A 13752-nucleotide genomic window follows, 5' to 3' on the forward strand; every position below is an offset into this window, starting at 1 on the left:
CCGACCCCGGCCACCGCCGACGCGCGGGGCCGGTTCACCAGAATTACGATGTGACGTCGGCGCCGAAGTACTTCTCGCTGATCTCGGCGAGCACGCCCTCTTCGCGGAGTTCGTCCAGCGCCTTGTCGATCGCGTCGACGAGCGCCTGCTTGTCCTTCGTGAAGGCGAACGCGCTGCTGGCCGGGTCGTCGGTCTCGGCGGCGATCTTCAGACCGGTCGGGCCATCGGTGGTCTCGTAGTCGAGATAGGTGAGCTTGTCGTTGATGGTGGCATCCACCCGGCCCTGCTTCAGAAGCGCGACGGCCTGAGCCCAGCCCTCGACCGCCTCGACGGTCGCGCCGCTCTCCTGAGCGAGTTCGTACCAGTTGCTGGTGAGCGACTGGGCCGTCGTCTTGCCGGCGAGGTCGGCGAAGCTCGAGATGGAGTTGTCGTCCTCGGGGACCACGATGACCCCCGGCGAGACGCTGTACGGCTCGCTGAAGAGGTACTTCTCCTCGCGCTCAGGGTTGATCGAGACCTGGTTGCCGATGACGTCGAAGCGGCCCGCCTCCAGCCCGGCGAAGATCGCGTCCCACTGCGTCTCCTGGAACGAGATCTCGAGTCCGAGCTTTTCGGCGACGGCCTCGGCGATCTCCACGTCGAAGCCGACGAGGTCACCGGACGCGTCATGGAAGCTGAAGGGCCGGTAGGTGCCCTCGGTCGCGACGGTGAGGGTGCCGGCGTTGACCAGGCCGAACTCGTCGGCGGGCGCGGATGACTCCGGACCGGAGCCACTGCTGCACGCGGACAGCGTGAGAGCGGCGGAAGCGGCGAGGACGATGGCTGCGAAGGCGGTACGACGTGACATGCGGCTGTGGTGCTCCTGTGATTCGGCCCGGGTGTCGGCGGGCAAGACGAATCAGTACATCACGCGTCGGGGCAGGCTCCGAATACCGTTACGCTGCGTTTCACGCGGCCGTCAGCGCGGAACGCCGGCCAGGAGTTCGGCGAACACCTCGCCGGCGTCCTCGCGTGTGGCCAGCGCAGCGGACTGACCGGCCCACAGCGACAGCAGATCCCCACGGCCCTGCTTCGCCGCCTCGACCCGGAACGCACCCGTCAGCCAGTTCTGCGCCGGGAACGGGGCGACCGGGCCGCTGGTCTCGATCTCGCGCATCGCGCGATTCGGGATGCCGCGGGCGAGGCGACCGCTCATCGCACGGGTCAGCACCGTGGAGGTGTCGTCCGCGTCGCAGATGGCGGTGCGGTGCGACTCGGGCACCGCCGACTGGCGGGCGCGCAGGAACGCCGTGCCGACCTGCACGCCGGAGGCGCCGAGCGCGAATGCGGCCGAAACCCCGCGCCGATCGGCGATGCCGCCCGCCGCGATGACCGGCACGCTGACAGCATCCACCACCTGCGGAAGGAGCGAGAAGAGGCCGACGAGCGACTGCTCGGCGGGGCGCAGGAACGACACCCGGTGGCCCGCGGCCTCCATCCCGCTGGCGACGATCGCGTCCACGCCGGCTTCGTGCAGCGCCCTGGCCTCTGCGACGGTGGTCGCGGTGGCGAGCACGCGCAGTCCCCGCCGATGCGCGCGGTCGATGACGTCCGGCGCGGGCACGCCGTAGACGAAGCTCACGACGGCCGGTGCAGCATCCAGAACAGCGTCGAACTGCTCGTCGAAAGAAGGCAGGAACACGGCGGGCGGTGTCGGGGGTCGCACTCCGACCTCAGCGTACAGGGGCGCGACGGCATCGAGGTATGGCTGCAGGTCCAGATCCCCGGGCGTCACCTCGTCGCCGGTCGGCAGCCAGAGGTTGACGGCGAACGGGCGATCCGTGGCGGAGCGCAGGCTCCCGATGACCTCGTGGATGCGCTCGGGCGAGTACCCGTACAGCCCGAACGAACCGAGCCCGCCGCGCTCGCTCACCAGAGCGGTCAGCTCTACCGAGGAGGCGCCGCCGAACGGCCCCAGGACGATGGGCTCATCGATCCCCAGCAGGTCTCGGAGTCTCGCGGGCATGGCGCTCCCTTTCGCGGTGCGGGTCCTTCGACGCTACGCCTCACCCGCGTCCGGGGCACGGATGTGACGGGGACGAGGACGGCGAGAAGGAACCGCGTGGGCCGGCGCGGGCGCGGCAGCGCAAGGCGGCCGGTTCCCGGGAACCACGAAGGGGCCCCGCCTGGTGGCGGAGCCCCTCACGGATCTCGACGAAGCGGCGGGGCCGCTCGGCGATCGCCGGGTGTTTACAGCGAGTTGACATCCAGCGGGATGCCGGGGCCGAACGTGGTCGACACAGCACCCTTCTGGATGTAGCGGCCCTTCGAGCTGGACGGCTTGAGGCGGATGATCTCCTCCAGCGCAGCCTGGATGTTCTCGTCGAGCTGGTCGGCCGAGAACGACGCCTTGCCCACGACGAAGTGCACGTTGGCGTGCTTGTCGACGCGGAACTCGATCTTTCCGCCCTTGATCTCCTCGACGGCCTTGGCCGGGTTGGGGGTCACGGTGCCGGTCTTCGGGTTCGGCATGAGGCCGCGGGGGCCCAGCACCTTTCCGAGACGACCGACCTGGCCCATGAGCTCCGGGGTCGCCACGGCGGCGTCGAAGTTGGTCCAGCCGTCGGCGACGCGCTGGATGAGCTCGGCGCCGCCGACCTCATCGGCGCCCGCGGCGATCGCGGCCTCAGCGGCCGGACCGGTCGCGAAGACGATCACTCGAGCGGTCTTGCCGGTTCCGTGGGGCAGGATGACGGTGCCGCGCACCATCTGGTCCGCCTTGCGCGGGTCGACGGCGAGCTTCAGCGCGACCTCGACGGTCGAGTCGAACTTCGCCGAACCGGTCTCCTTCGCCAGGGCGACGGCCTCGGTGGGCGTGTAGAACTTGTCAGCCGCGATCTTCGCGGCGGCGGCCTGGTAGGCCTTGGACTTGGTAGCCATGATCGTTGTCTCCCTCAGTCCTCAACCGTGATGCCCATGGAACGGGCGGTGCCGGCGATGATCTTCGAGGCGGCCTCGAGGTCATTCGCGTTCAGGTCGGGCTGCTTGACCTCGGCGATCTCGCGCACCTGAGCCTTGGTGAGCTTTGCCACCTTGGTCGTGTGCGGCGTCGGTGAGCCCTTGGTGACCCCTGCGGCCTTCTTGATCAGCTCAGCCGCGGGCGGCGTCTTGAGGATGAACGTGAAGCTGCGGTCCTCGTAGACGGTGATCTCGACGGGGATGACGTTGCCACGCTGCGCCTCGGTGGCGGCGTTGTAGGCCTTGCAGAACTCCATGATGTTGACGCCGTGCTGACCGAGCGCGGGCCCGATCGGCGGCGCCGGGTTGGCGGCGCCAGCCTTGATCTGGAGTTTGATCAGGCCGGTCACCTTCTTCTTGGGTGCCATTTCCTTTTCCTTTCATCGAGCGGATGCTCTTCTCTTCACAAACGGGTGAAGAGATCCCATCCGTTCTCCCGCACGCCCGGCATTTCCGAGCAGCGGTTCCCCCCGGCGAACCGGGGAAGTCTCTATGGGGTTTCGATACGCGCGCTTCGCGCGTTGCTCAACCTTGACCCGATCGCGTCAAAGCTTCGTGACCTGGTCGAACGACAGCTCGACCGGGGTCTCACGCTCGAAGAGCGAGACGAGGACAGTGAGCTTGCCGCTCTCGGGCTTGATCTCGCTGATCGTTCCGGGCAGGCCCGCGAACGAGCCTTCCTTGATCGTGATGGTCTCGCCGACCTCGAAGTCGACCTCGGCGGGGATGCTGCGCGCGACGGCGTGCCCACCCTTGGCGGCGGTGCCCTTGGCGGGTGCCACCTCCTTGATCTCCACGAGGCTCTTGAGCATCGTGAAGGACTCTTCGAAGCGCAGCGGGGTCGGGTTGTGCGCGTTGCCGACGAAGCCGGTGACGCCTGGCGTGTGCCGTACGACCGACCAGGTGTCTTCGTTGAGCTCCATGCGGACGAGCACGTAGCCGGGGATCCGGACGCGCGTGACCATCTTGCGCTGCCCGTTCTTGATCTCGACGACGTCCTCCATCGGGACCTCGACCTGATAGATGTCGTCCTCGACCTCGAGTGTGGACTTGCGCTGCTCGATGTTCGCCTTGACCTTGCGCTCGAAACCGGCGTACGAGTGGATGACGTACCACTTGCCCGGCAGGCTGCGCAGTTCGGTGCGGAACGCTTCGTAGGGGTCTTCCTCGGCGTCCTCGTCGTCGGCGTCCTCGGCCTCGGCCTCGGTCGAATCGGCGTCGGCCTCGGTCGGATCGTCGGCGCCCTCGGCGTCTGCCACATCGAGGTCGCCCTCGATCGTTGCGGCATCGGCCGGGCTGACGGATGCTTCGACGTCGTCGACGACCTCGGCTGCGGCATCCACCTCCGCCACGAACTCCGCGTCGAGCACAGGTCTGTCCTCGTCGCCGTTGATGTCGGGACCGTCGTAGGGGGTCACGTCATCGGCGTGGTCGGCCGCGTACTCGGCGACCTCGTCCGCGAGCGAGTCGGTGAGGACCTCAGCCGCGGCCTCGGCCTCGTCGGCCTTGTCGATGTTCAGAGCGTCGTTCACGATTGCGTCCGCCTCCGGGTCGTCGATGTCGATGTCGTCCAGATCCGAGAGGTCTTCTGCCTCGTCGTCCACGATGTGCACAGCTAGGTGCTCGGCCGGCGTGTTCGCACGGTCCTCCTCGGCGAGGATGTTGCCCTCCTGGGCTTCGTCGTCCTCGGACGACTGCTCTGCGGCGGTCGCCCAGTCGGCGTCGTCTACATATCTTTCAGACAATTGCGTTCTCTTCCGTTTCGTGGGCGCCGGATTCATCGATCCGCCCCGCGGTGCAACTCAAGTGGTCAGGCGGGAACGCCGAAGACGACGGTCGTCACCCATACGAACAGCAGGTCCAGGCCGTAGACCAGCGCCATCATGACGACGACGAACCCGAGCACGACGCCCGTGTACTTGATCAGTTCTTGGCGCGTCGGCGTGACGACCTTGCGAAGTTCCGCGAACACCTGACGGATGAACAGCGCGATGCGAGCGAAGATGTTCGGCTTCTTCGTACGGGGTGCGCCGCTCGCGGCGACGACCTCGCCCTTCGGCTCGTCTTGGACCATCGAACCCACCTGATTACCTTCCATGTGTCAGCTTCGGCTGACGCGCAGGGCGGACAGGAATCGAACCTGCAACCTGCGGTTTTGGAGACCGCTGCTCTGCCAATTGAGCTACCGCCCTAGAGACCTGCGGCCTCAGGTTGCCTGCACACTCGCACCGCGACCTGTATGAGAGGGAGCTGACCCGCAGCGGGCATGGCGAAAGAATGCAGACTTCAACTGCTCATTCCAGTGTACGGCATGGGCTGGATGCGGTCGAACGCGCACGGGGCCCGGCGTCGCGCCGAGTGCACGGCTTCGCGCCCACCGCACGGGTTGTCCACGTGGACAACCCGTGCACCCGGCGGCACGCCGTGCACTCGGGAGGGATGACGGGCTAGGGGCCGACGCGGACGAGCTTCTTGTTCACGAATTCGTCCGCGGCGAGCAAACCCATCTCGCGGCCGGTGCCGCTGCGCTTGACGCCCCCGAACGGCAGTTCCGGAGAGTCCGCGAGCACGAGGTTGACGTAGACCATGCCGGCCTCGATCCGGTCGGCGACGCGCTGCGCCTGCTGGTCGTCCGTGGTGAACACGTAGGAGCCGAGACCGAACGGGGTGTCGTTGGCGATGCGGACAGCATCCTCCTCGTCCACCGCGCGGTAGACGACGCCCACCGGGCCGAAGAACTCTTCCCGATACGCGTCCATCTCGGGGGTCACGTCCGTGAGCACCGTCGCCGGGAAGAAGGCGGCGTCGCGCTGACCACCGGCGACGAGCCGGGCGCCTTGCGCGACCGCCTTGTCGACCTGGGCTTGCAGCCGTTCCGCCGCGACGAGCGACGAGAGCGGACCCAGCACCGTGTCCTCCGCGAACGGGTCGCCGACTTTGGAGCCGGACATCACGGCGGCGAATTTCTCGAGGAAAGGCTCGTACAGCTCGTCGGCGACGATGAACCGCTTGGCCGCGTTGCAGGACTGCCCGGTGTTGTCCAGCCGGGCCTCCGCGGCGGCCTGCACCGCGGCATCCAGATCATTCGTGGAGAGCAGGATGAAGGGGTCCGAACCGCCGAGCTCGAGCACGACCTTCTTGAGATTGCGACCGGCGATCTCCGCGACGGCGGCGCCGGCGCGCTCGGATCCGGTCACCGAGACGCCGCGCACGCGGGGATCGGCGATGACCGCGGCGGCCTGCTCGTTGGTCAGATAGAGGTTGGTGTACGCACCCTCGGGGAACCCGGCATCCCGGTACATCGCCTCGATCGCGGCAGAGGACTCCGGGCACTGCGGCGCGTGCTTGAGCAGGATCGGGTTTCCGATCAGGAGGTTCGGCGCGGAGAACCGGGCCACCTGATAGTACGGAAAGTTCCACGGCATGATTCCCAGGAGCACGCCCAGCGGGGAACGGCGGATGACCGCGGTCCCCTCGCCGAGGATGTCGATCGGCTGATCCTTCATGATCCGCTCGGCGTTGTCGGCGTAGAACTCGGTGATGTCGGCCGCGAAGTCCACCTCGCCCACCGCTGCCGACAGTGGCTTGCCCATCTCGCGCACGATGGTCGCGGCGAGCTCGTCACGCCGCTCGCGGTGCAGTTCGGCGACCCGGCGCAGCAGTGCAGCGCGCTCGGCCACGGTGGACGTGCGAGCCCAGCCCTGGGATGCCGCATCCGCCGTCGCGAGCGCCTGCTCGAGTTCCGCGTCCGTCGCGAGGGGGTAGGTGGCCAGGGTCTCGCCGGTGGCCGGGTTGACCACTGCGTAGTCAGTCATGGTTTCTCCTTGCTGAGGTGTCGAAGTCTGCCGTCGGCCGGGCTGCCTATCGGCGGCTGCGGCGCAGACTGGCGGGGGCGTCGATGGAGAGCGTCTCGCCGCGGAAGTACGCCGGTCGCCTGATCGCCTGCCAGATCATGATGATGAGGCCGATGCCGATGATCGCGACACCGAGGACGAACACGCTGCCGAGACCGAACCACTCGGTGCCGCTGCCGTAGTCGGGGTCCATGCTCTCGACGAGGGTGATGCCGAACAGGACCGCCAGGATGATTCCGCCCACGAGCGGGAACAGCAGCGTGAAGAACACGTTGCGGACCGAATCGAACCACTGCTTGCGGAAATACCAGACGCAGGCGAACGCCGTGATCCCGTAGTAGAAGCAGATCATCAGACCGAGCGTGGTGATCGTGTCCCACAGGACGTTCTCGTTCACGAATCGCATGATCGTGTAGAAGACCGAGGCCACGACGGCCGAGACGATCGTTGCGAATCCCGGGGTGAAGAACCGCGGGCTGACCTCGGCGAACCGCCGCGGCAGGGCGCCGTAGTGTCCCATCGCCAGCAGGGTGCGGGCGGGCGAGACGAACGTGGACTGCAGCGACGACGCCGAGCTGGTCAGGACGGCGAGCGAGACGAGGAACGCGAGCGGGCCGAGGATGGGGCCGGAAAGGAAGAAGAAGACGTTGGCCTGGATGTCCTCGTTGCCCAGGCCCAGCCCCTCGGAGCCGGTGCCCGCGAAGGCGAGGAGCGAGACGGAGATCAGCAGGTACAGCACGACGATCGTGATGACCGTGAGCGTCGCCGCCCGACCGGGCGTCCGCTCGGGGTCCTTGGTCTCCTCGTTCATCGTGAGGGTCACGTCCCACCCCCAGAAGATGAAGATGGACAGGGACAGACCCGCCACCACCGCCGTGATCGAGCCGACCGCGAACGGGTTGAACCACGAGAGCTCGACGGGACTCGCGTCGAATGCGTTGCCCTGCGCGACATGGACGAATGCCGCGACCGAGAAGATCACCAGCACCAGCACCTGGAAGCTGACCAGCACGTACTGCAGCTTCTGTGTGGTCTGCATGTCGCGGTACGAGATCGTCGTGGCGCCCAGCATGAACAGCAGACAGACCGCGACGTTGATGAACGGATTGAATGCCAGCTCGGCGATCGATCCGGGGCTGCCGGCGATCTGGTCGATCAGCAGGAAGAGGAACTCGACCGCGATGCCGGCGAGATTGGACAGCACCAGAATCGTGGCGGCGATCAGGCCCCATCCGGCCATCCAGCCCACCCAGGGACCGAATGCGCGCGCCGCCCAGGTGAAAGACGTTCCCGCGTCGGGCATCTGCCGGTTCAGCTCGCGGTAGCCGAACGCGACCAGCAGCATCGGGATGAACCCGACGAGGATGATCGCGGGCACCTGGAACCCGACCTCCGACACTGTCGGGCCGAGGGCGGCGGTCAGCGTGTACGCCGGCGCGATGCACGAGATGCCGATGACGACGGCACCGATGAGGCCGACGGTGCCGGCGCTCAGACCCTTCGACGAGAGTCCGCCACCGCCCTCGGAGGCCGGAGGGGCGAGCGGCGCCGCAGCACCCAGGTGATCGCTCATCGCGACTCTCCTTCCGAGGCCCGCGTACGCGGCACCACGATCATGGGAACGGGAAGTTCATGGAGCATCTTGGCCGCCGTCGAGCCGAGGAACAGCCGTCGGGGTTGCGCGAGACGGCTCGAGGCGACGATCGCCAGCTCGCCGGGCTCCCAGCTGAGGTTCTGCACGGCGTCCTCGATGCTGTCCCCGCGGCCTACGATCGCCTCGGCGTCGCCGCCACCGGCGAGCGCGGCGCGCGCCTTCGCGAGCACCTCATCCGCGTGCGCGGCGCCCGCGACCCGGATGACGCCCGTGTCGACGCTGGCCGGCAGGTCGACGGTGACCAGGGACAGCAGCCGGAGTTCGGCGCCGGTCGCATCCGCGAGCGAGGTGGCCTCCTCCAGAAGCGCGTCCGCGCCCGGCCGCGTGCCGATCGCGGCGGTGATGCGGGTGACCCCGATCGCCGGATCGACCCGCCGCGAGCCTTCCGGCGCCAGGACGACCGGGACGGTCGAGGAGTGGAGCAGTTCGGTGGCCACCGAGCCCAGGCGATGCCGGCCGCGCCGGCCGCCGTTGGCGGCGCCGACGACGATGTGCGTTGCACCGAACTCCTGCGCGGCAGCTTCCAGGCCCTCGGCGAAGGAGTCGGCGTAGCGCACATTCGTGCTGACGGTCGTGCCTTCCGGGATGCGGGAGGTCGCGGCATCCAGCCAGATGGCGGCCTGGTCTTTCAGATAGCGGTCGTAGCTCGCGTCCGGTGGTGTGATCACGCTGCGTCCGTCGCTGGGGAGGACGACCACCACATCAAGCGAGGATCCGGATGCTGCGGCCAGGCGCGCACCGAGGGCGACGGCATCCTCTCCCGTGTCCGTGGCCGTGTAGCCGACGACGATCCGACCACTCATGCGCGCGCCTCCTCGATGATGTGCGAGGCGACGAGCCGCCCCATGCGGATCGCGCCGTCGACGTGCTGGTAGCCCGCGCCGGCGAGATCGCTGCAGGCGAAGTGGATCGGTCCGACCGGGTCCCGCAGGTCTGCGCCGTAGCGGTGCAGCCCTCCGAGATCGAAGCTGGCGGCGTAGGCACCGCGGGTCCACTCCTCGGATCCCCAGTCGCTCTCGTAGTACACGACGGGATTCTTCGCCTCGGGCCCGTAGTAGTGGGACAGGGACTCGAGGATGCGCTCCTTGCGCTCCCCCGCCGAGACGCGGAACACGTCGTCGGCGTTGCGGTCCGAGACGAACGCGACCAGCGTGCCCCGCTCGTCGCCGTGGTTGGTGTTGTCGTACGCCTCGTGCGAGATCTCGTACGGGCTGAAGGCGGTGCCCGACAATCCCTGTTCGCGCCAGAACGGACGGTCGTAGACGGCGTGGACCTTGATGACGAAGCCCATCGAGAGGTGCTGGTGCATCTGGTGCTGCAGTCGCGGCAAGGCCGGCACGAACGAGATGCGCGGGTAGAGGTTCGGCGCGAGGGCGAGGATCGCGAAGCGGGCGCGGACCGTCACGTCGTCCGCGATCGCGGTGACACCTGTGCCGTCTCCCCACTCGAGGGTGCGCACGGGCCGGCCGAGGAACACGTCGTCACCGAGGCGCTCCGCCAGCAGCAGCGGAACCTGCTGGAGTCCTCCCACGACGCGCTTGTCGAGGATGAAGTCGGCATCCACGAGATGCGAGAAGCTCCCGGCACTGGCAGCCATGAGCAGGGCCTGCAGCGTGGAGAACGCGTGCGCGGGCTTGGTCAGCATCGCGCCCGCGATGAACAGCGCGATGTTGTCGCGGGCCTCTTGATCGTCCGTCCGCTCGGCCAGCCACGCCTCGAAGGAGATGCGATCCAGCGCCTCGGCGTCGGGGTGCTCCCACGGTCGATCGGGATCCATCTGGGCGGCGAGCCCATCGAGCGTGTCGATGAGGTCGACCATCGCCTTCTCGGTGGCAGGCGGCACCGGGAAGATCTCGCCGGTGAACCGTGTCAGCCGTCCGGTCTGGTCGACGTAGACCGAGTCGCCCTCGCGGTAGCGATCGTATGTTTCCAGGCCCAGGTCGGCGAGGGTGTCGATCAGCGCGTCCTGGTCCGGCGAGACCCACTGGCCGCCGATCTCGAGCATCGCCCCGTCGATGACGTCCGTCCACAGCCGGCCGCCGACGCGATCGCGCGCTTCCAGCACGGCGACCGAGAGTCCGGCCTTCCTGAGCGCGTTCGCGGCGGTGAGCCCGGCGGCTCCCGCCCCTACGATGACGACGTCACGGTTCAGCTCGACCATGTCGGCTCCTTTGCTCGATGCGATGGGGATGTGCTGAGCCGCGCCGGACCCGGTCCCCCCGACCGGGTCCGGCGCGGGCGCCTATAGGTCGTTCAATGCGGTTGCCAACACGTCCAGTCCTTCGTGCAGCAGGCCGTCGGAGATCGAGAGCGGAGGAAGGAAGCGGATGACGTTGCCGTAGGTTCCGCAGGTGAGCACGATGACGCCGTGCGCGATGCAGGCCTTCGCGAGCGCCGTGGTCAGAGCGGCATCCGGATCCCCCGTGGCGGGGTCCACGAACTCGGCGGCGATCATCGCCCCGTGCCCGCGCACGTCGCCCAGGCGCGGGTCTGCCGCGCGGAGGGCGGACAGGCGCTCGGTGAGGATCGCACCCAGCTCGTTCGCTCGCGCGATGAGTCCGTCGTGCTCGTAGGCATCGATCGCGGCCACGGCGGCGGCACACGCGAGGGGGTTGCCGCCGTACGTACCGCCGAGGCCGCCGGCGTGCGAGGCATCCATCATCTCGGCCCGGCCGGTCACGGCCGCCAGCGGAAGACCCCCGGCGATCCCCTTCGCGGTCGTGATCAGGTCGGGCACGATTCCGAAGTGCTCGCTCGCGAACATCGCGCCGGTGCGCGCGAAGCCGGTCTGCACCTCGTCGGCGATGAACACGACGTTGTTCGCGCGGCACCAGTCCACCAACGCCGGCAGGAAGCCGTCCGCCGGGACGATGAACCCGCCCTCGCCCTGGATCGGCTCGATCACGATCGCGGCGAGATTGTCGGCGCCCACCTGCTTCTCGATGATCGAGATGGCCCGCTGCGCGGCATCCGCCCCGCTCAATCCGTCGCGGAAGGGGTATGACATGGGGGCGCGGTACACCTCGGACGCGAAGGGCCCGAATCCGCTCTTGTACGGCATGCTCTTGGCCGTCAGCGCCATCGTGAGGTTCGTGCGCCCGTGGTAGCCGTGGTCGAATGCGACGACGGCCTGCTTCTTGGTGTACTTGCGGGCGATCTTGACGGCGTTCTCGACCGCCTCTGCGCCGGAGTTGAACAGTGCGCTCTTCTTCTCGTGGTCGCCCGGGGTGATGCGGTTGAGCGCTTCGGCGACGGCGACGTAGGACTCGTAGGGCGAGATCATGAAGCACGTGTGCGTGAACTGCGCGACCTGGGCCTGGACCGCCGCGACGATCTTCGGATGCGCGTTGCCCAGCGTCGTCACGGCGATGCCGGCGCCCAGGTCGATGAGCGAATTGCCGTCCGCGTCGAGGACGACTCCGCCGCCGGCGGCGACGGCCTGAATCGGGACCGTGTGGCCGACCCCGGCGGCGACGGCGGCGGCTTTGCGTGCGATCAGCTCCTGCGATCGCGGACCGGGGATGCTCGTCAGGATCCGCCGCTCCTGCGGGAGGGTCGGCCCCCCGAGTGGGGTGGGCACGGTGACGGTGTCGGTTGCGGACGCGCTCATGTTCGCGAGCGTATGCGGTGGGATGCCGCGCCCGCATGCTCCGCGATGTACATTCTGGGGGTAGCCACCGTACGCCCCGTACATCGACCGGAGACCTTGTGGACACCCCCGCTGACGCGCCCACCCTGCGCGCACTGCTCGCCCGTCGTGATCTGCGCCTTCGACTGGAGGGGGGCGACGACGCGTTCGAGGACGGCGCGCTGGATCGCCCGCTGCGCTGGGTGCACAGCTCCGACCTCGCCGACCCCACCCCGTTCCTCTCCGAGGGACTCGCCCTGCTGACCACCGGCACGCAGTTCCCGGATGCCGCGGACGCCTCCGTCTACGGCGATTACGTGAACCGGCTGTCCACGCGGGGCGTGGTGGGGCTCGGCTTCGGCACGGAGGTGGTGCGCGACGGCGTCCCGCCGCTGCTGATCGAGGCGTGCCGCGCGGCGCGGATGCCGCTGTTCGAGGTGCCCTACCGCACACCGTTCATCGCGGTCGCGCGCGCCGGGGCGGAGGCGATCGCCGCGCAGTCGTACGCGCGGCGCAGCTGGGCCCTCGCCGCGCAGCGCGCGATCTCGCTCGCCGCGCTGCGGCCCGACGGGCTCGGAGCGACCCTCGCCGAACTCGCCCGGCAGCTCGACGCGTGGGTCGGGCTGTTCGACGGCGCGGGCACCCTCACCCGCGAGCACCCGTCGGCGCTCGAGCCCGCCGCCGCCGACGAGCTGCGCTCGGAGGTGGGGGCGGTGCTGCGGCGCGGGGCGCGCGCGGGATCGTCGCTGCGCATCGGTGACACCCCGTTCAGTCTGCAGACGCTGGGTCGCGGTGGACACCTGCGCGGGGTGATCGCGATGGCCGCGGGCGATCTCGATCAGGAGGGTCGGGGCGTCGTCACCGCCGTCGTGGCGATGGCGGGTCTGGCGCTCGAGCAGCAGCAGGGACTGGATCGCGCGCGCACCCTCCTGCGCGCCGGCCTTGTTCACGCGCTGCACAGCGACGACCCGACTCTTGCCCGGCGCATCGCGCGCGACCTGTGGGGAGGGCTGCCTTCTGCGCCGATCCTGGTGGCGATGACGGATGCCGCGGCCGGCCGCCGCGACGCCGTGCGGGAGTGGCTCGAACTGCGCGCCGACGAACGCAGCGGGCGACTGTTCTTCGGACGCGGCGAGGACGGCCTGGTGCTGGTCGTGAACCCGACGGATGCCGACCTGCTCGAGGAGCTCGCGGAGCGATTCGACCTGCGCATCGGGATCTCGGACCCGAGCGCGTACGACGTGTTCTCCCGCGGCATGGATCAGGCGCGCCTCGCCCGCGATCGCGGCGTCGGGCTCGTTTCGCACTTCGCCGACGCCGTCGGCACCGGAGTGCTGTCGATCCCGCCGTCGGCCGAGGCGCGCACGGTCGCCGAGGCCGCCCTCGCTCCCCTCGTCCGCCACGATCTCGCGCACAACAGCGCGCTGCGCGAGACCGTGAGCGCGTGGCTCGCGAACGACTGTTCCCACGAGGCGTCCGCCCGCGCCCTCGGCGTTCACCGCCATACCGTCCGCGCGCGGATCGCGGCCGCAGAGCGCGTACTGGGTGTCGACCTCGGCTCCTTCCCGGTGCGGGCAGAGCTCTGGGCTGCGCTGCGTCTGAGTTCCTGACGCCGCGGG

General features: G+C 68.9%; 12 protein-coding genes and 1 tRNA gene. 1 reads left to right on the top strand and 12 read right to left on the bottom strand.

Going from position 1 to position 13752, the window contains the following annotated elements:
* Positions 1-43: 43 nt before the first annotated feature.
* The 12 genes from ABD655_RS14390 to gabT all read right to left on the bottom strand — a co-directional run bounded on the left by ABD655_RS14390 (position 44) and on the right by gabT (position 12115).
* The gene (locus tag ABD655_RS14390; protein ID WP_344714986.1) at positions 44-847 is read right to left on the bottom strand and encodes an amino acid ABC transporter substrate-binding protein; all 804 of its coding nucleotides are present in this window, start codon (positions 845-847) and stop codon (positions 44-46) included.
* Between the two features lie 111 nt (positions 848-958).
* On the bottom strand, positions 959-2005 hold the full coding sequence (locus ABD655_RS14395) for an NAD(P)H-dependent flavin oxidoreductase (RefSeq protein WP_344714987.1): 1047 nt from the start codon (positions 2003-2005) through the stop codon (positions 959-961).
* Between the two features lie 224 nt (positions 2006-2229).
* A complete protein-coding gene (gene rplA / locus ABD655_RS14400; RefSeq protein WP_344714988.1) occupies positions 2230-2919 on the bottom strand; it encodes a 50S ribosomal protein L1 in 690 nt (229 codons plus the stop codon).
* Between the two features lie 14 nt (positions 2920-2933).
* Complete coding sequence (gene rplK / locus ABD655_RS14405; protein ID WP_344714989.1) at positions 2934-3365, bottom strand: 50S ribosomal protein L11; 432 nt, start codon at positions 3363-3365, stop codon at positions 2934-2936.
* A 177-nt stretch (positions 3366-3542) separates the two neighbouring features.
* Positions 3543-4742, bottom strand: a complete 1200-nt coding sequence (gene nusG, locus ABD655_RS14410) for a transcription termination/antitermination protein NusG (protein ID WP_344714990.1) — start codon at positions 4740-4742, stop codon at positions 3543-3545.
* A gap of 65 nt (positions 4743-4807) precedes the next feature.
* Positions 4808-5071, bottom strand: coding sequence for a preprotein translocase subunit SecE (gene secE / locus ABD655_RS14415; RefSeq protein ID WP_344715874.1), 264 nt, complete (start codon positions 5069-5071; stop codon positions 4808-4810).
* 45 nt (positions 5072-5116) lie between these two features.
* Positions 5117-5189 (bottom strand) — tRNA-Trp (locus ABD655_RS14420).
* A 255-nt stretch (positions 5190-5444) separates the two neighbouring features.
* Complete coding sequence (locus ABD655_RS14425; protein WP_344714991.1) at positions 5445-6812, bottom strand: NAD-dependent succinate-semialdehyde dehydrogenase; 1368 nt, start codon at positions 6810-6812, stop codon at positions 5445-5447.
* Between the two features lie 46 nt (positions 6813-6858).
* Entirely contained in the window at positions 6859-8424 is a 1566-nt protein-coding gene (locus ABD655_RS14430) for an APC family permease (RefSeq protein WP_344714992.1), read from the bottom strand.
* Positions 8421-9308: a universal stress protein gene (locus ABD655_RS14435; RefSeq protein ID WP_344714993.1), complete on the bottom strand. Its 888-nt coding sequence runs from the start codon at positions 9306-9308 to the stop codon at positions 8421-8423. Before ABD655_RS14435 ends, ABD655_RS14430 begins: the two co-directional genes overlap by 4 nt.
* Positions 9305-10666 carry a flavin monoamine oxidase family protein gene (locus ABD655_RS14440; RefSeq protein WP_344714994.1) on the bottom strand — a complete coding sequence of 454 codons (1362 nt, stop codon included), beginning with the start codon at positions 10664-10666 and terminating at the stop codon, positions 9305-9307. The genes ABD655_RS14435 and ABD655_RS14440 overlap by 4 nt, the downstream gene beginning before the upstream one ends.
* 81 nt (positions 10667-10747) lie before the next feature.
* On the bottom strand, positions 10748-12115 hold the full coding sequence (gene gabT, locus ABD655_RS14445; RefSeq protein WP_344714995.1) for a 4-aminobutyrate--2-oxoglutarate transaminase: 1368 nt from the start codon (positions 12113-12115) through the stop codon (positions 10748-10750).
* A gap of 98 nt (positions 12116-12213) precedes the next feature.
* On the opposite strand from gabT, the gene ABD655_RS14450 reads away from it, so the two are divergent.
* Positions 12214-13743: a PucR family transcriptional regulator gene (locus ABD655_RS14450; RefSeq protein WP_344714996.1), complete on the top strand. Its 1530-nt coding sequence runs from the start codon at positions 12214-12216 to the stop codon at positions 13741-13743.
* The last annotated feature ends 9 nt before the right edge of the window (positions 13744-13752 follow it).

The organism is Microbacterium terregens, assembly GCF_039534975.1.
GTDB lineage: Bacteria > Actinomycetota > Actinomycetes > Actinomycetales > Microbacteriaceae > Microbacterium > Microbacterium terregens.